Origin of the sequence: Paraflavitalea sp. CAU 1676 (genome assembly GCF_029223285.1) — a bacterium.
In the GTDB taxonomy this organism is placed as follows: Bacteria; Bacteroidota; Bacteroidia; order Chitinophagales; family Chitinophagaceae; genus Paraflavitalea.
Genome location: NZ_JARHUJ010000009.1, coordinates 309,925 through 325,538, shown reverse-complemented (window position 1 = coordinate 325,538; position 15,614 = coordinate 309,925). Strand labels below are relative to the sequence as shown.

At 51.3% G+C, this 15,614-nt stretch carries 8 protein-coding genes; 2 read left to right on the top strand and 6 right to left on the bottom strand.

Annotation, left to right across the window (positions count from 1 at the left end; genetic code table 11):
- Positions 1 to 44 precede the first annotated feature (44 nt).
- The 5 genes from P2H89_RS28365 to P2H89_RS28345 form a co-directional block, all read right to left on the bottom strand.
- A complete protein-coding gene (locus tag P2H89_RS28365) occupies positions 45 to 2,294 on the bottom strand; it encodes a GH92 family glycosyl hydrolase (protein ID WP_275833537.1) in 2,250 nt (749 codons plus the stop codon).
- Between the two features lie 14 nt (positions 2,295 to 2,308).
- The gene (locus P2H89_RS28360; RefSeq protein WP_275833535.1) at positions 2,309 to 3,418 is read right to left on the bottom strand and encodes a glycoside hydrolase family 99-like domain-containing protein; all 1,110 of its coding nucleotides are present in this window, start codon (positions 3,416 to 3,418) and stop codon (positions 2,309 to 2,311) included.
- Positions 3,419 to 3,435: 17 nt separating this feature from the next.
- On the bottom strand, positions 3,436 to 5,232 hold the full coding sequence (locus P2H89_RS28355; protein WP_275833533.1) for a SusD/RagB family nutrient-binding outer membrane lipoprotein: 1,797 nt from the start codon (positions 5,230 to 5,232) through the stop codon (positions 3,436 to 3,438).
- Between the two features lie 12 nt (positions 5,233 to 5,244).
- Positions 5,245 to 8,484: a SusC/RagA family TonB-linked outer membrane protein gene (locus tag P2H89_RS28350; RefSeq protein WP_275833531.1), complete on the bottom strand. Its 3,240-nt coding sequence runs from the start codon at positions 8,482 to 8,484 to the stop codon at positions 5,245 to 5,247.
- Between the two features lie 212 nt (positions 8,485 to 8,696).
- On the bottom strand, positions 8,697 to 11,333 hold the full coding sequence (locus P2H89_RS28345) for a hypothetical protein (protein ID WP_275833529.1): 2,637 nt from the start codon (positions 11,331 to 11,333) through the stop codon (positions 8,697 to 8,699).
- Positions 11,334 to 11,614: 281 nt separating this feature from the next.
- On the opposite strand from P2H89_RS28345, the gene P2H89_RS28340 reads away from it, so the two are divergent.
- Positions 11,615 to 11,986, top strand: coding sequence for a hypothetical protein (locus tag P2H89_RS28340; protein ID WP_275833527.1), 372 nt, complete (start codon positions 11,615 to 11,617; stop codon positions 11,984 to 11,986).
- Positions 11,987 to 12,016: 30 nt separating this feature from the next.
- Here the strand turns inward: P2H89_RS28340 and P2H89_RS28335 are convergent, their stop codons facing one another.
- On the bottom strand, positions 12,017 to 13,075 hold the full coding sequence (locus P2H89_RS28335; protein WP_275833525.1) for a response regulator: 1,059 nt from the start codon (positions 13,073 to 13,075) through the stop codon (positions 12,017 to 12,019).
- 140 nt (positions 13,076 to 13,215) lie between these two features.
- Here P2H89_RS28335 and P2H89_RS28330 point away from each other — a divergent pair, with 140 nt between their 5' ends.
- Entirely contained in the window at positions 13,216 to 15,609 is a 2,394-nt protein-coding gene (locus tag P2H89_RS28330; protein ID WP_275833523.1) for a heavy metal translocating P-type ATPase metal-binding domain-containing protein, read from the top strand.
- Positions 15,610 to 15,614 lie beyond the last annotated feature (5 nt).

Sequence of the window (15,614 nt, the reverse complement as noted above, 5' to 3'; positions counted from 1 at the left end):
TATCAACTTGCGGGTATGGTTGCTGCCGGCCGTTCATGATGGTGTCAAAACCCTTGTTGTGTTGTGATGCCCCATTTTTTGTTGGGCAGCGGGCCCATTTCGAGCTCAAGGGTTCCGCCGGCCATTAATTGCTTATGTGTAAACCAGGGTGTATCGAGCGATTTTCCATCGAGCTTTGCTTGTTGTATATACTTATTGACAGTGGATGCTTTATTGGCGATGAGTGTAAACTTTTTCCCATTTTTCAGGTTGATGGTCGTTCTTTCGAACAGCGGGCTGCCGATGGTATACACGGGCAATCCGGGTGTTACGGGATAAAAGCCCATGGATGAAAAGACTACGAAGGCCGTCATGCCGCCGCCATCTTCATCACCCGGTATGCCGAAGATATTGTCCTTAAACCAGGTATCGAGCAGGAAGCGAATGCGCTTCTGCGTTTTCCAGGGGCTTTGCGTGTAATTGTACAGGTAGGGAATGTGAAAGCTGGGTTCGTTGCCCATAGAATACTGACCCACATTGCCGGTTGCATCGGGAAAGCTGTACCAAAACACATAACGGCTGCTACCGAGGTTTTCGCGGAATAGTTGATCCAGCTTTTGTTCGAAGGCTGCCGTGCCTCCCAGCAGCTTCTTCAATCCTTCCACATCGTGCTGAACCTGCCATAGGTAGGTCCACCCATTGTTCTCATCATAATAGTCTCTGCCTCCTTTTCCTCCATCGATCTTGGGGTTGATGTTGACCCAATTACCAGCTGAATCTTTGGGCATGAAGAGTTGCTCTTTTTCGCTCCACAGGTTTTTGTAATTGTTGCCGCGCGCATTGAATAGCTGGTGATCATCGTTTTTACCGAGTTCTTTGGCCATCTCTCCTACTGCCCAATCGTCGTAGGCTGCGCCCAGTGTTACGGCAACGGCCTGCCTTTTCTCGAATGGATGTACTATTGCTACCGTTTCTTTTTCGCCGGGATGGAGCGCGGGGAAATAGCCTTTGGTGTGGTAAACATCATCGAGCTCACACTTAGGGCCGTTGCGCCAGGGTACGAGGGAGGCTTCGGTGGCGTTCTTTCGCATGCCTTCGTATGCTTTGGGTATATCGAAGTTTCGAAGTCCCTTGCGATAGGCATCGAGAAAGGTGATGGAGGAGTGAAAGCCATTCATGCAGGCGTGGTCACCAAACAACACGGGGAAGGTGGGCATCCACCCGCTTTGGTTGTACATGTGCACGTATGAGTTGAGCATGTCTTCTTCCTGTGCAGGATTCAGGATGGTACGCAGGGGATGGTGTGCGAGGTAGGTATCCCACGACCAGTCGTCGACATAAAAGGGACGCTGTGTGGTGTGCACCTGTTTATCGTAGCCGCTGTAATATTGATTGCCTTCGGTGATATCGACCATGCGTTCGTAGCAACGATAGAGGGCTGAATAGAAGGTTCTCCGCTGTGCGGGTGTGCCGCCCTGCACCTGTATCTGGTTAATGACGCTTGCCCAGGATTTTTCGCCGGCCGCTTTCAATTGTTCGAAGCTGGTGTTGCTTAGTTCCTGTTGGTAATTCTTCTTCGCCTGTTCGGCACTTACGAATGATACCGCATATCTCAACTCTACTTTATTGCTGGCGGCGCCGGAAAACTGAATGGCTGTTTTACCCGGGGAGGTGGCCGCGGCCGGCACCGGACCTAACTGACTGCTTACGATTGTTTGTGCCCGGCCGCTTTGGCTCAACTCTCCATAGAGGTAAATAGTAATATCGTCGTGATAAGTTTCTGTTGCCTGTATCTTGTTACCATCGATGAGTTGCCACCCTCCTGCTCCCTTGTTAAACCGATCGAGCAGCAAGGCTTTTTGTGTTGCCTGTCGGGGAAACTCAAAGCGGAAGATGCCCGCCTTTTTACCGGGCGCAAATTCCACCCTGATCTCTTCATCGACAAGGTAGGTGGTATAATACCAGGGACGTGTTACTTCGAGGTCGTGATCGTAGGTAAGCCTTTCCTTCCAACTGTCTACCGTTAGCGGGCGGCTCCATGGTTTGATGGAAAATGCCTCACCGAGGCGATGAGATACGACGAGCATGGGAAAACTGCTGATCTGATCGTCGAGGTGATCGGCCCTGATGGGGTGCATGCGCATGATCTGGTTGGGCAATTGAACTGTGGGCCTTGTTGGCTGCAACAAGGTACCCACGTTGCCAATTGCAGGATCGATGTAACTGAGATTGGATTGTTGTGCCCTTACCTGTGTGCTTAAAAGGAGCATCAGGCAGGCCTGCCACCAGGTACGGTTTCTTTTTATTGTGATCATCCGGGTACTTGTGATTATTTCTTGAATTGTGAACGGGTTAATTCCAGGTAGCGTTTGCCATAGCTCTGTGCAGGTTCGAGCTGCAGGTCTTCATCCCACTTATTCCATGAATCGATCAATATGAGCCGTGTGTTTTCGCTGGCATTCATCTTGGCTACGTTGCAGAGTTTCTTATACATGTCGCCATTATCGGTGCGCCCCACGATGGGGTTGGTATTGGCCGGGTTGGTAATGGTACCATTGTAGGCGGGGCTGATGGTTGGGATATAATCAATACTCGCCGAGTCTTTAAAGTATTTGCGGGAGTACTGCCAGTTTTGATCCATCATCTGTGGCAACAGGTAGTAGCGATCGTACTGGTTGAGGTTAGAGACGTACGACTGATGGAAGATGGCATCTACACCGCCGCGGTAACGGAAGATGTAGCGGGCGGGAGGTGTCCAACGATCTTGCATGCCTCCGATGTACAACTCAAAGCCCAGGGACTTGAGGCGTGTACGCAGGTTGTTGTATACCACTTTAGCATCGATGGTATAGAGCTGATGGGCATTCATGATGTAGAGCAGTATTTTGCCATTTACCTTCATGTAGTTGGCATCCTGGAACCAGGTGGCGAACTTCTCCACATCTTTACACCACTGATCGAGTCGGGCGGCAGCAGTATCGAGCATATTGGTAGCGCTGAGGCTGTAACTGCCTGGTGAGAAATTGTAAGCCAGCGCAAACTTCATCTTGTTTTCGGTGTTGGCTTCGAGGAAACGGCGCACGAGGACTGAATCGAACCGGAAGTTGTTGAGGTCGCGGCTTACGGAGCGCACCTGGAATACAAAGTAATCAAGTCCGCCGGTACTGGCCGTGTCGATGTGTTTCTTCATGATATCGACCGGTATGTTCCCATTGGGTGATGCATATTTACCAACGGTGGGCATTTCCTTGATATTGGCATTGAAGGCGCCGAAGGAATAGTAGAATGTGCCTACCGTATAATCGGCCGTAACCGGTATTTCTTTTATCTCATAATTGAGAAAGTAATCATCTACGGAGGGGCCATCGTTCTTTTTACAGGAATAGGCCACGCTTGCCAGGATGGCCAGTGTTATTATATGTTGAATGTACTTTTTCATTTTTGCAGCAATTTGAATCAGGGTTTGAATGTTGAGATCAGGGTGTAGGTGATGCCAGCCGTCTTGAGGTCTTCGACATAGTCTCCGTACCATTTTTGCATGTAGCGGGTACTGTAGGCTACCGGCACGTTGTTCCAGTTCTTCGACTCATGCGCCTTCGTAAACTTCAATGGTATGAGCGGGTTGATGTCGTTCTGCAGGCCACCGAGCTTTTGCAAGCCATCCTGGTAACCATCAGGGTTGAGGTTGATGACATTGGTGGGATAGCTGGCGCGCATGGGTATTTCCATCCAGGGGGTGGCCACTACTCCACTGCCCGGATTGGTGTGGGGCGAGAAATCGAAGGTGCGTGTTCTGCGCTGCAGGCACCATACATCAAAGGCCTGGTCGGGGAAATAGTTGATCCATTGCTGTATGTAGATCTTGGATAAGGGGTCGGCGGGTATATCTGCTTTTACGATGCTTACATAGTCGATGAAGCCTATGCCAGCGGTGCCCCATTTGATGCCATCTCTTTGTTTGTAGGCATCGCGTTGTGCATTGCTGATCTTCCAGTAGGCGAAGTTGGCATCGATACCTTCATTGTAGTATTGTTCAGCCGTTTTGGAGCCTCCAAATCCGAGGGCTGCGGCTTCGGCTTTCAACAACTGAGACTCTGCGTAAGAGAGGATGATGAATGGCCTGTCGGGGGCGGTCAATCCTTCGCCGCTGGCCTGCTGCGTCCACCCATAGCCTTTAAGCCGGGAATAGCTGGTGATCTTCACGTTTTGGCCAAGGGGATCGATCAATCCGTTGAGGGCCGACCAGCCCGGTAATTTTGCCGGTGATTTGGGACGGCCAAAGTGCGGTATCCTGTAATCGACCACCCGCAGAGAATCGTCGTTGCGGCTGGGCATGGTATCGCGCAGGAGGTAGCGATCGGCAGCGTTGGCGAGTGGTACTGAATCGTAGTAGGCGTCGAGCCGGGGATCTTTATAGGAACGGAAGTTTACAAACAGGTAATCGTTCAGCGTGGGTGGGTCGAGGGTATAGGAGTTGCGTTTGAAGCGCAGGAAGTGTGGATTTTCATTGCCTATAACATTTTCGTAGAGCATTTTGGTGGTTTCGCTTTCGGCGATGATGGTATTGGCTTCATCGCTCATTACCTCACGGGCGTGCTGCTCAGCCAACTGTGGCAGGTTCTTGCTACAACGCAGCGCAATCTTTAACCGCAGGGTATTGGCGAACTTCTTCCAGTTCACGATGGAGGTTGCGCTTGCACCATAGATGGCATCGTAGGTGAGCCTGTCCTGCGTTTTGGCTACATCGATCTTCGATGCCGCGTCTTTGAGGGTATTGAGTATAAAAGCATACACCGAATCTTCATCATCGAACTTCACCGTAGCGAGGTAATCCCTGTTGTTGGCCTGGGAGCACGGTATGGGGCCGAAGGTGGCTACGAGGTAGGAATACGTGTATGCTTCCCAGATACGGGCTATCTGTATGCGGTTGTTGAAACCGGGATCGGCTCCGAATGTGAGCTTTATTTGATTGATAGGTTCCAATACAAATACATAGGCATTCTGCCACATGCCTCCTTCTTCGCCTCCGTAACGGCTGGTGGCATTGACGAGGTTGGCCATATCCCAATAGCGGGAATAGTTGGCATTGCCCATGAAATCGTTGAGCCGTTTGAATGATCCCTGGAGGGCAGCTTCGGGACTTACTTCGGTGAACTGGGTGAGATCGACGTTCATGTCTTCGAAGTTCTTGGCGCAGGAACTCCAGGTCAACATTGTACTGACTAGTGCTATCGCTATTATTAGTTTTCTCATTGTTGCGGCGTTTTAGAAGTTAACTTTTACATCAAAGCCATACTGTGCGTAGGGGAAGGAACCACCTGACTCTATGCCCTGGGCGTTGCCTGAAGTATTGGCCGATTCGGGATCGATGCCGCGTGGCGTATTGCGGTACAGGAGCCAGAGGTTGCGCCCTACCATGGCGGCGCGCACGCCTTTTACAAAGCCATTCTTAAATACCTTATTCGGAACAGTATAGCCGATCACCAGTTCGGTAAGGCGAATGGCGCTGGCATCGTAGGTGATGGAGTTTACATTATTGAGGGTATAGTCGCCGGCAAGCAGCTGCGGTTCGGCCCAGACGGTGTTGGGTTTGCCTGGGGTCATACGGCCGTTCTTATCCAACACAGCATTGCCATTAGCATCCAACAGTGGGAAATAAGAAAGCGCGTACCTGCGACCCTTCTGCCGGCCATCGGCATAAGGCACGCGTACCGTACCTACCTGCTGGCCGATGCCCATACGCTCATCGCCATTTTCACCCAGGATGAAATTACTGAAGAACCATTCTTCGCGCCCCTCGAGCGATTCGATGGTATTGCCCTGACCGTTGGCGCGGCCATAGGATGCTGAATAGAGGCTACCACCCCATTTCACATTAAAGAGGAAGGAGAGATCGAAGGCTTTGTACCGCATGGTAGATCCGATGGAACCCAACCAATCAGGACGATAGACACCCACATACTTATTAACATCGGGATAGAGGCGTCCGTTGGCCTGCACGAGGATGGTATCGCCAATGTAGTAGGGAGTAGTACCGGTGATTACGCCATAGGGCTTGCCAACTACAGCACTCACGGTTGCCCCGAGGTTGTTGCCGAGACTGAGTGTGGGTACGCCATCTACCAACGACATGACGAGGTTATCATTTTTAGACCAGTTGGCCCGCAGGTCCCAGCTGAAGTTCTTTTTCCTGATCACGTTAACACTGGCGGTGAGCTCGATGCCTTTGTTACGCATTTCGCCGGCATTGACCACCCTTGATTGAAAGCCCGTTTCGTTGGGTGTGTTGGCTGTTATGATCTGGTTGGTACTGTTGGATTGGTAAATGGTGGCGGTTAAGTTTACACGCTGTTTAAACAAGCCCAGCTCAAGACCAATCTCCCTGGAAATTGTTTGCTCGGGCTTGAGGGTGAAATTATTGAGACGAGTTGAATAATTGAAAGTAGGGTTGCCGAGGAAGAGGCCAGCGTTGGACCAGTTGGTGGTAAGGAAGTTGGGTGGTGCGGAGTTACCCACTTTGGCCCAGGAGCCGCGCAGTTTACCATAACTGATGATGTCTTTGTTCTTGAGCAGCTGACTAAATATGAAGCTAAGCCCTACTGAGGGATAGAAATAGGTATTACTTCCTTTGGGCAAGGTGGATGATTTATCGGCACGCGCGGTAGCGTCGAAGTAAATGAGGTCGCGGAAGCCAATGGTTGCGTTGCCATACACTGAACCGATCTGCCGCTTCATAATGCCTTCGGATGCTTTGGGGGTTGTGTTGGCATTAAGGATACTGGGTTTATCATGGACGAGCAGCTTATCAATCCAGGCTTCGCGGATCACCGAATTGAAGGTGGCGAGGTTGGTGGCTGCATTGGCGGTGACCGAGAAATCTTCTCCTACCTTTTTATTGAACTGGAGCATGGCTTCGAAGTTCCAGTTGCGCTCATCCTGCATGCGGTTGGAGAAGAAGCCATCTTTTAGTTTCAGGGAACCAAGCTCGCGGTATTCGTATCCTGAGAAGGTGCCGATATCGCCGGTTGCCTGTCCACGGAGACGCAATCCTTTAGCCAGTTCGATGGTGGTAGTTACGCCACCGATATAGCGGTTGCGAGAGTCCCTGTTCTCGTTCTCATAGAGCATCCAGTAAGGATTTTCGGTATTACCGAAGGCGGCGAGTCCGGGTGCATTGCCATTCGCATCTTTCCAGGGCGTGAAGGCCGACAGGTTGGCGCTGCGGGCGAGGTACACGTAGGCTGCCATGGGACTGGAGGGATTGAGGTTGCGATAGGTGCGGTTCTTCATGTCATCCATCGTGTAGAGCAAGCGCGCATCGATCGTTACTTTATTGCCGAGCTTACGTGTTGCATACAGGTTCAGGTTATGCTTGTTGCGCATGTTCTGGTTTTGCAATACGTCATCGCTTTTGGTGTAAGTATAAGAGAGCCTGAAGGAAGAGACTGCATCGGACTTGCTGATGGCGATGTTGGAGGTATTGGTGAGACTTGATTTATAGAAGTCGGTGACATTGCCGGGTTGCGGACTATATCCCCCCGGCAGCGGCTTGCCCGAGAAATCGTTGTAAGGCTGGCCGAGCATGGGAGCGCCCCAGCTTCTTTCGTTGGTGCCCATGTTGATGGCGCCTGTGCCGGGGAAGAGCTGGTTGGCTCCACCAACGAGGCGACCTCCGCCTCCCTCTCCATATATATTCTGATAGGCGGGAAACTCGGTGATAGTATACCACATCATGTTTTGATTGACGGATATGCCGAGACTCTTATCGCCGGGTTTTCCTTTTTTGGTGGTAACGAGGATGGCGCCGTTGGCAGCCATGGAACCATAAAGCGCTGCGGCGTTGGGCCCCTTGAGCACTTCGATGGATTCTATGTCGTCGGGATTGAGGTCGGCTGCTGTATTGCCATAGTCAAGGCCGTTCCTCTCCGAGATGCTGTTGGCGATGGGTACGCCATCGACCACCCAGAGTGGCTGGTTGTTGCCCGTAATGGAGCCTTCGCCCCGAATGACGACCCTGCTGGAAGAACCCGGCTGCCCGGTGGTGGTTACCTGCAGGCCGGCTACTTTCCCCATCAGTCCGTTTACGATATTCACATCGCGCGCTTCTGTAAGGCGATCGGCATCGACGCTTTGGGATGAATAGGTTACTGATTTTGCTTTCCGGGTGAGACCGAGGGCTGATATGACCACGACCTCATCCATGTTTTCGGCGATGGGCTGCAGGGAAATTTGCACCAGTGGATTGTTGGATGATACCGGTACTTCTTTCCTGGCATAGCCGGAATGGGTGATGATGAGGATGGCGTTGGAGCCGGTTATGTTCACTGCAAAGGACCCATCGGTCCTGGTACTGGTTCCATTGGTAGATCCTTTTACCTGGACGCTGACCCCTGTCATGGGTTTCTTTGCTTCGTCGGTAACAATGCCCCGGATGGAAATGTTTTGGGCGTAGGCTTGGGTGCACATGACCAGGATGGCCATGAGCATGGGGAGGCAAAATCGCATAATCGTTAGTTTAAATATAAAAGCAGTTTGGTGTTTGTTCTTTCATATAGCAATCGTTCGTTATGTGCAGGTACCAGCCCTGCAGTAACCGATGAACATGCGGGCTGGTACCTGCTACAAATGTGCAAGTGCATTAATAATGAATGATTAATAAAAGATTAACCGGGTGTGCGAGCGTAAAAAATTCTTTGTTATGCTGGCATTAAGGGCGGTTATTCACCGATGATGGTGTGGAAGTCGTGTTTAAAGTCTTCTCCATAGAGTGTCTTGTATTCCCTAGCAAAGTTCTCGAAAGCCTTTTTGGCGAGGGAGTGCTTACCCTGGTAAACGAGCGCCTTGCACTGAATGGTCATGGCATCTTCATTGACGGGATCGAAATGGAAGATATCGCCGGCGAGCTTAACGAGGAATTCGGCATCCTGCGATACGGGTATGGTACCGGCGAAGTTGAGATAGGTATCGATGATGTCGTTGGAGACTTCGGCTTTGTAGCTGGCGATCCAGGGATATTCGAGCTGACTGAGGAATCCACCGCGGCCGGTGATGGAGGCAAGCTGGTTGATCTTATCGCGGGTGAGCGCGGTTTTATGCTGCACAATCTGCAGATAGTGCTGGTAATCGAGGTATATGGACGGATCGGTGATCTCTATTTTCCAGGCACCGGTTTCGTTGGAGACCTGGCAGCCGGGGAGTTTTTCGAGGATTGCTTTGAGTTTGGCGATATTGACGGAGCGGTTGTTGCGGGCGCTCTGGGCCGGCTTATCGAACCAGAGTAGTTCGGTGAGTTTATCAGAATGCACGCCTCTGCCCTTGCGGAACGAATGAAGCAGGATGATCAGGAAGAGTTCTTTGAGCAGGGGCGTGAACTGTTTGGTTATATCGGCGCCATCCTGACCGAGCACCTGCATTTCACCAAAGAGGTAAATGGCCTTGGTGAGCGGAGCTTCCGGCAACTGTGTTGTTGAAGCTGTGGGTGCGGGCTGTTGTGTTGGCGTTGCAGGTACCGGACCTGTGGTAACGGGATTTGGACTGGTTCCGATTTGCTGCTGCGAATTGTTAGCGACAATTGGTGCAGCCTGTACCTTGGAGACGGCTTTTCTTTTTCGTTTGCTGTATAGTAGTGCAGCAATTGTGGTGAACACTGCCGCGACGACGCCCCAGGACCACCACGGCCATTTATCGCTTTGACTGGTGATGACCAATGTACCCGGACCGATGGGCGGTGCGGCCAGTGTGTATATATTAATATTATAGGTGCCATTGTTATCGGGCGTGGCCTGCAGTGAGGTTAGGGCTAAGAGCTGCTTGCTCCGGGGGCAATAGTAGAGATCGGAAAAGGAGTTTACGTCGCGGAAAGAATAGGATATGCTATCCCCAACTACCTCATAACCGGGTTTATCCAATGAGCCTTTCAGCAATTGCAGCCGACTGCTATAGCGGTAATTGGGATATACCAATCCATACCAGGTGTTGGCTTTTTCGTCTACGACGAATGAGTTGGCGAATACGACGTCTTCTTTACCGGGTTTTATCTCCAACAGCTTTTTAAAAGTGTGGTGTTCCGCATCGAAGTATACCAAATCGTAATAGCTTTTGGGAGCGAGGATCTGCTGGCCCGATTCGCTTCCGTACCCACCGAGGATGTACAATCCTTTTCCATTGGCTGCCGGAGCTGCTGCTGCGAGGTAACGGGGCAGCAACCGATCGCCGGTGGTGGCGATCCTGCTCCAGGTTTTTGTGGGCAGGTGATAACGGCGTATGGTGTCGCGGTAGCGGAAATGGCCATACCCATTCAGGACGTAGATGGAGGTATCAAATTGACAATAGAACTTATTAAAATGCCAATAATCGGTAACGGGTCCGGCCTGATAATGCTGTTCCCAATCCTTTTTCGCGAAGCTGTAAGTGGTTATAAAGTTGTGATCGAGGTAGATATTGTACAGTGCACCAGTGTTATTTACATAGAGTGATTGGTTGCCACGCAACAGGGTTTGCTGACCTGAGAGGTATGCGCTGGCGTTTACCTCACCCGAAGTGGAGGTTATATTGTACAACGAATCGGCCCCTACCACATAGAGTATTTCCTGGGCGGGATTGAATGCAAAGGACGGTGCACGGCGTACGGTGAGCTGGCGCAAGAGCTTCCATTCGTAGTGTGTATTCTTAATCCAGACGGGGTTGTTGACGGTAGCGTTGGCGCCTTTCTGTGTTTCTAGCCCGGTATTTCCTTCCCGCTCATCGAGGGGCCAATGGTATTTTACCGCGCCGCCGTTGGTGAGTTTTATATCCCTGATCTTCATGGGCGGCACATCGGTTACTTTATGCTGCCGGTAGAGACTGGCGCCTAAAAAGAACTTGTAGCAGTCGCCGGTTTTGAGGCCCAGCTTTTCCTGTGTATAGGTATGCTTGCCGTCGTGTAGCTGCAACCTGTCGTGTTTGAGATCGAATTGCAGGCGGAAATGATTCCATTGACCGAAGAGGCTGGCGGAATCAATAGCGAATGCGATGTTGGTGAAGTTGCCTCCTATCACGAGTCGAAACTGGTTGCCTTCGGGCCGCACATCGTACAGGAGATCGATGTAATCTTTTTCGTTCTTGACTATGCGGAGGATATAACCGAAGAGGTCGCGGCGGCCCGGTAGCAGGCTTATATCGAAGGCCAGCTCAAAGTCGGTACCGGTGCAGAAATCTTTTGCGGGTAGCAGTTCGACAGAGGTCCTTTTATCCTGGTTGACCTCATGGCTGGCGAAACCCAGTCCATAGGACTGTGCCTTCACCTGGGTGATCAAAAGGGTATGGAGCACAGCAAGCAGTATGAGCACGAATATCTTACGCAGTCCCTTATTCATTACAGTTCGTTTGGCAGCATTTACTGTAAATATAGCGGGGGTTGGGTTAATAAAAAAGCGATGGGTTGCCGTAGCAGGTGACTAGCATAAGGTTGTTTGGAGGCCCTGGAAGGGATTGAGCCATAAGGGGATTGGGAGCGAAGCCCCGGGGCGGGACCGGGTGGCCGGGGTGGGTACTGACTAAAATCATTTGCGGGGCGAGCGCAGGTCATGCGGGGTGCTGGCGGGTGGTGCTAGATTTGAGGTTAATAGTCCGAATGACTGTCGCATTAATTAATCATATGATCCTTCATATTCATCCAGAGCGTTTGATCAGCGAGATCCAGCAGGAGTTTAATGATCTTTTTCCTTTCTTAAAGATCGAATTGTTTGCCGGTGAGCATGGTTATCAACAACCTTCTCCATTGGAAAGGAAGTTGCCGCGGCAGTTGCCTATGAAGTTCATTGCCCGCGATATTCCGGCGGGTGACATTGAACTTACGGATTCCATGCGGGTGTTTGAGCTGGAGAACATCTTCCATGAACGTTTTGGCATCAACCTGCAGGTATTTCGCAGAAGCGGGAACCTGTGGTTGGAGACGACCGTTACAGACAGCTGGACACTGAAGCAGCAGAATGAATACGGGCGCGAACTGACGGAGGTAAAGCTCTAGGCCCTTTGGCCGAAGCGCGGCGACCCGTTCCTAATACAACAGGTTCTTCAGCTTTTCGATATCTGCGATGCTGATCTTCCCCTCTTTTATGGTTATGAGCTTCTCTGCCTTGAAATCGCTGAGTGTGCGGATCAATGATTCGGTGGCGGTACCTACGTAGTGGGCAATATCTTCGCGCGATATGTTGATGGCGGCTTTGTCGCCATTGTCTTTGTTGAATTTAAGGTGAATGTCGACCAGGGCTTTGGCCACGCGTTTGCGCAAGGAGCCATAGGCCAGGCTGAGCAGGCGCTCTTCTTTGTCCTGCACGTTTTGCGCGATGAGTTTGATGAAGCGGCTGGCGATGGTGATATCATTGTACACCGATTGCAGGAACTCGTCTTTGGGCACCTGGACCACTTCTGCTTCTTCCAGCACTTCGGCGGTATCGTCGTAGGTGCGGCTTTCAAGCAGGGGCAGGTATCCTATGAAATCGCCCGCTGCATACAGATTGGTGATGTATTCCTTGCCATCTTCATGCTGACGAACCGCTTTAATCTTTCCGGTTTTCAGATAATATAGATACTTCGGTCTTTTGCCTTCGGCGTAAAGGGTTGTCTTCTTTGCGAGATCGAGTGTTTCGTATTGATCGAGCTGCATATTGAGGAGACCTGAACTACGCAGGTCATTGATCATCTCGGTGGCTCCTTTTTCGCCGGTGGCGTACTTGCGCTGGAGAATATCGCTTTTCTTCAACCTGATCTCGATGGCATTGAGGAGCTCTATATCATCGAAAGGTTTGGTGATGTAATCATCGGCGCCCATTTCCATGCCTTTGCGGAAATCACCGCGCTCGGTCTTGGCGGTGAGGAATATAAATGGGATGTGCTCGGTATCGGGATTCTTGCGCACCAGGTGCAATACGCCATAGCCATCGAGCTCGGGCATCATGATGTCGCAGACGATGAGGTCGGGCTTTTCGCGGATGGCGATCTCCACACCCCGTTTACCATTGGGGGCTGTGAGTGTTTTGTACCCGGCCAAAGAAAGTATCTCTGCTATGTTCTCGCGGATATCGTCGTGGTCGTCAATGATGAGCAGTGTATGCATGGGCCTTGTTTTCGGGTACAATAGTAATGACTTTCTGCAAGAATCAGGGTGGTTTTGATGAGAATCAGGTTGTTAATTGATCAATCTCACCTAACAACGGGCCGGTGTGTGGGTACTTTGGCCTGCTTAATTCCTGAACTATGGCTACTACCCACGACAGCGCTTTAAAATGTGCCCATTGCGGCGAAGATTGTACCGACCACAGCTTTCGTATCGAGTCTTTAGCGTTTTGCTGCGCCGGCTGTAAGACGGTTTATCAATTATTGAACCAGCAGGGGCTATGTGCCTACTATGAGTTGAATGAACAGCCAGGCGCTACGCTAAAAGTGGCGGTACGCAAGGATAAGTTTGCTTTTTTAGATGACGATGCTATTGCCCGGCAACTGATCAACTTTCGTGATGACGGGCAAACGCGGATATGTTTTTATTTGCCGCATATTCATTGCAGCTCGTGCCTTTACCTACTGGAGAATCTTCGAAAGCTGCAGGAGGGTGTGCTGTCTTCACGGGTTGATTTTGCCCGCAAGGAAGTTACGATCGCCTTTGACCACAGAATAGTTTCGCTACGGCGGATTGCTGAGCTATTAACGGAGACGGGGTATGAGCCTTATATCAGCTTGGCCGCAATGAAAGGCGCTAAGCCCGGGGTAGACCGGTCACTGATCTACCGGCTGGGGGTAGCTGGCTTTTGTTTTGCGAACATTATGCTGATGAGCTTTCCGGAATATCTGGGACTGGAAAGTGCCGACCGGTCGTTGCAGGGCATGTTCCGGTGGCTGAATTTCATGTTGTCGTTGCCGGTGTTCCTGTACAGTGCCTATCCTTTTTATGCTTCTGCCTGGAAGGGTCTGCGCCACCGGTTCCTCAATATCGATGCGCCGATCGCGCTGGCAGTTGCCATTACTTTTGGCCGTAGTGTGTATGAGGTTGTGACCGGGACAGGATCGGGGTATTTCGATTCAATGACGGGTATTGTCTTCTTTATGCTGGCGGGCAAGGTAGCACAGGATAAAACATACCGGCAGCTGGCTTTTGACAGGGATTATACGTCCTGGTTTCCGGTGGCGGTGAGTGTTTTGAAAGATGAGCAGGAGGTTCCCGTGGCATTGCCCGCTGTGCAGCCTGGTGATACGATGCTGATACATCATGGCGAACTGATCCCTGCGGATGGCATCCTTACCCGTGGCGCGGGATTGATCGATTATAGTTTCGTTACCGGCGAATCGGCACCGGTGGAGAAAGAGATGGGTGAACTGGTGTATGCCGGCGGGCGGCAGCAGGGCGCCAATATAGAGGTGCTGGTTACGCGGGAGGTGGCGCAGAGCTATCTTACCCAATTGTGGAACCAGGATGCCCAACGCAAGAAGAGCGATAAGGACAAAGACTCTTTTGTTCACCTGCTGAGCCAGTTTTTTACGTGGATCGTTTTTTCGATCGCGGGTGTCACTGCTTTGTACTGGTCCTTTGTCGATGCTTCGGTGATCTGGAATGCAGTAACGGCTATTTTGATCGTTGCCTGCCCCTGCGCCTTGTTGCTATCGGGCACGTTCACCAACGGCAATATCCTTCGCATATTGGGCAGGAACCGCTTTTACCTGCGGGATGCGCAGGCGATAGAGGACATTGCTCAGATTGATCATATTGTGTTTGACAAGACAGGCACCCTTACTGCAGTGCAGGATACCGACGTACAGTTTGAAGGCGCCATCCTTACGTTGAAGCAGGAGCAACGCATAGCGGAACTGGCTGCACAAAGCAACCATCCGTTAACGAGGATCATGGCAAGCCGACTGCCCAGGAAATCGGACCTACGGGTTGCTGGCTACCGGGAACACACCGGACTGGGCATTGAAGGATTTGTAAATGGCGTGCTGGTGCAGTTGGGATCGCTGCGTTTTGTGAGCGGAGTGGCACCGGGCCAGGGCATCGCTACACGGGTATATGTAGCTTATGATCGCAGGCCTGTTGGCTATTACACTTTTGTCAATCGTTACCGGGATGGTGTTGCGGATTTGGCTACCCGCTTGCAAAAGAAGTATCCGCTATCGCTGGTGAGCGGCGACAACAATTCGGAAGCACATCGTGTACGTGCTTTGCTGGGCAACAAGGCTGAACTGTTATTCCAGCAACAACCGGCTGACAAACTACATCATATACAATCATTACAAGAGCAGGGCCGGTCGGTGATGATGATCGGAGACGGCCTGAACGATGCGGGTGCGCTGCAGCAAAGCCATGTTGGCATTGCGCTGGCGGAAGACACCAACAATTTTACACCGGCGAGCGATGCTATCCTCGAAGCGAAGCAACTTCCCCTGCTCGACCGGTTCATTCAGTTGTGCAAGGCCAACCGTCGGATCATCATTGCCAGCTTTTGCTTATCTATCCTTTATAACCTCATTGGTATCTATTTCGCGGTGCAGGGTTTATTGTCTCCGATGATCGCGGCCATCCTGATGCCCTCCAGCAGCCTCAGTATTCTTTTGATCACTTATGGTAGCAGCCAGCTCGCTGCGTGGCGGCTGAAGTTGTGATTCGT

Bases quoted from the DNA above. Each gene is read 5' to 3' on its own strand.
- P2H89_RS28350 (WP_275833531.1), bottom strand. From the start codon at position 8,484: ATGCGATTTTGCCTCCCCATGCTCATGGCCATCCTGGTCATGTGCACC.
- P2H89_RS28345 (WP_275833529.1), bottom strand. From the start codon at position 11,333: ATGAATAAGGGACTGCGTAAGATATTCGTGCTCATACTGCTTGCTGTG.
- P2H89_RS28360 (WP_275833535.1), bottom strand. From the start codon at position 3,418: ATGAAAAAGTACATTCAACATATAATAACACTGGCCATCCTGGCAAGC.
- P2H89_RS28355 (WP_275833533.1), bottom strand. From the start codon at position 5,232: ATGAGAAAACTAATAATAGCGATAGCACTAGTCAGTACAATGTTGACC.
- P2H89_RS28330 (WP_275833523.1), top strand. From the start codon at position 13,216: ATGGCTACTACCCACGACAGCGCTTTAAAATGTGCCCATTGCGGCGAA.
- P2H89_RS28335 (WP_275833525.1), bottom strand. From the start codon at position 13,075: ATGCATACACTGCTCATCATTGACGACCACGACGATATCCGCGAGAAC.
- P2H89_RS28340 (WP_275833527.1), top strand. From the start codon at position 11,615: ATGATCCTTCATATTCATCCAGAGCGTTTGATCAGCGAGATCCAGCAG.
- P2H89_RS28365 (WP_275833537.1), bottom strand. From the start codon at position 2,294: ATGATCACAATAAAAAGAAACCGTACCTGGTGGCAGGCCTGCCTGATG.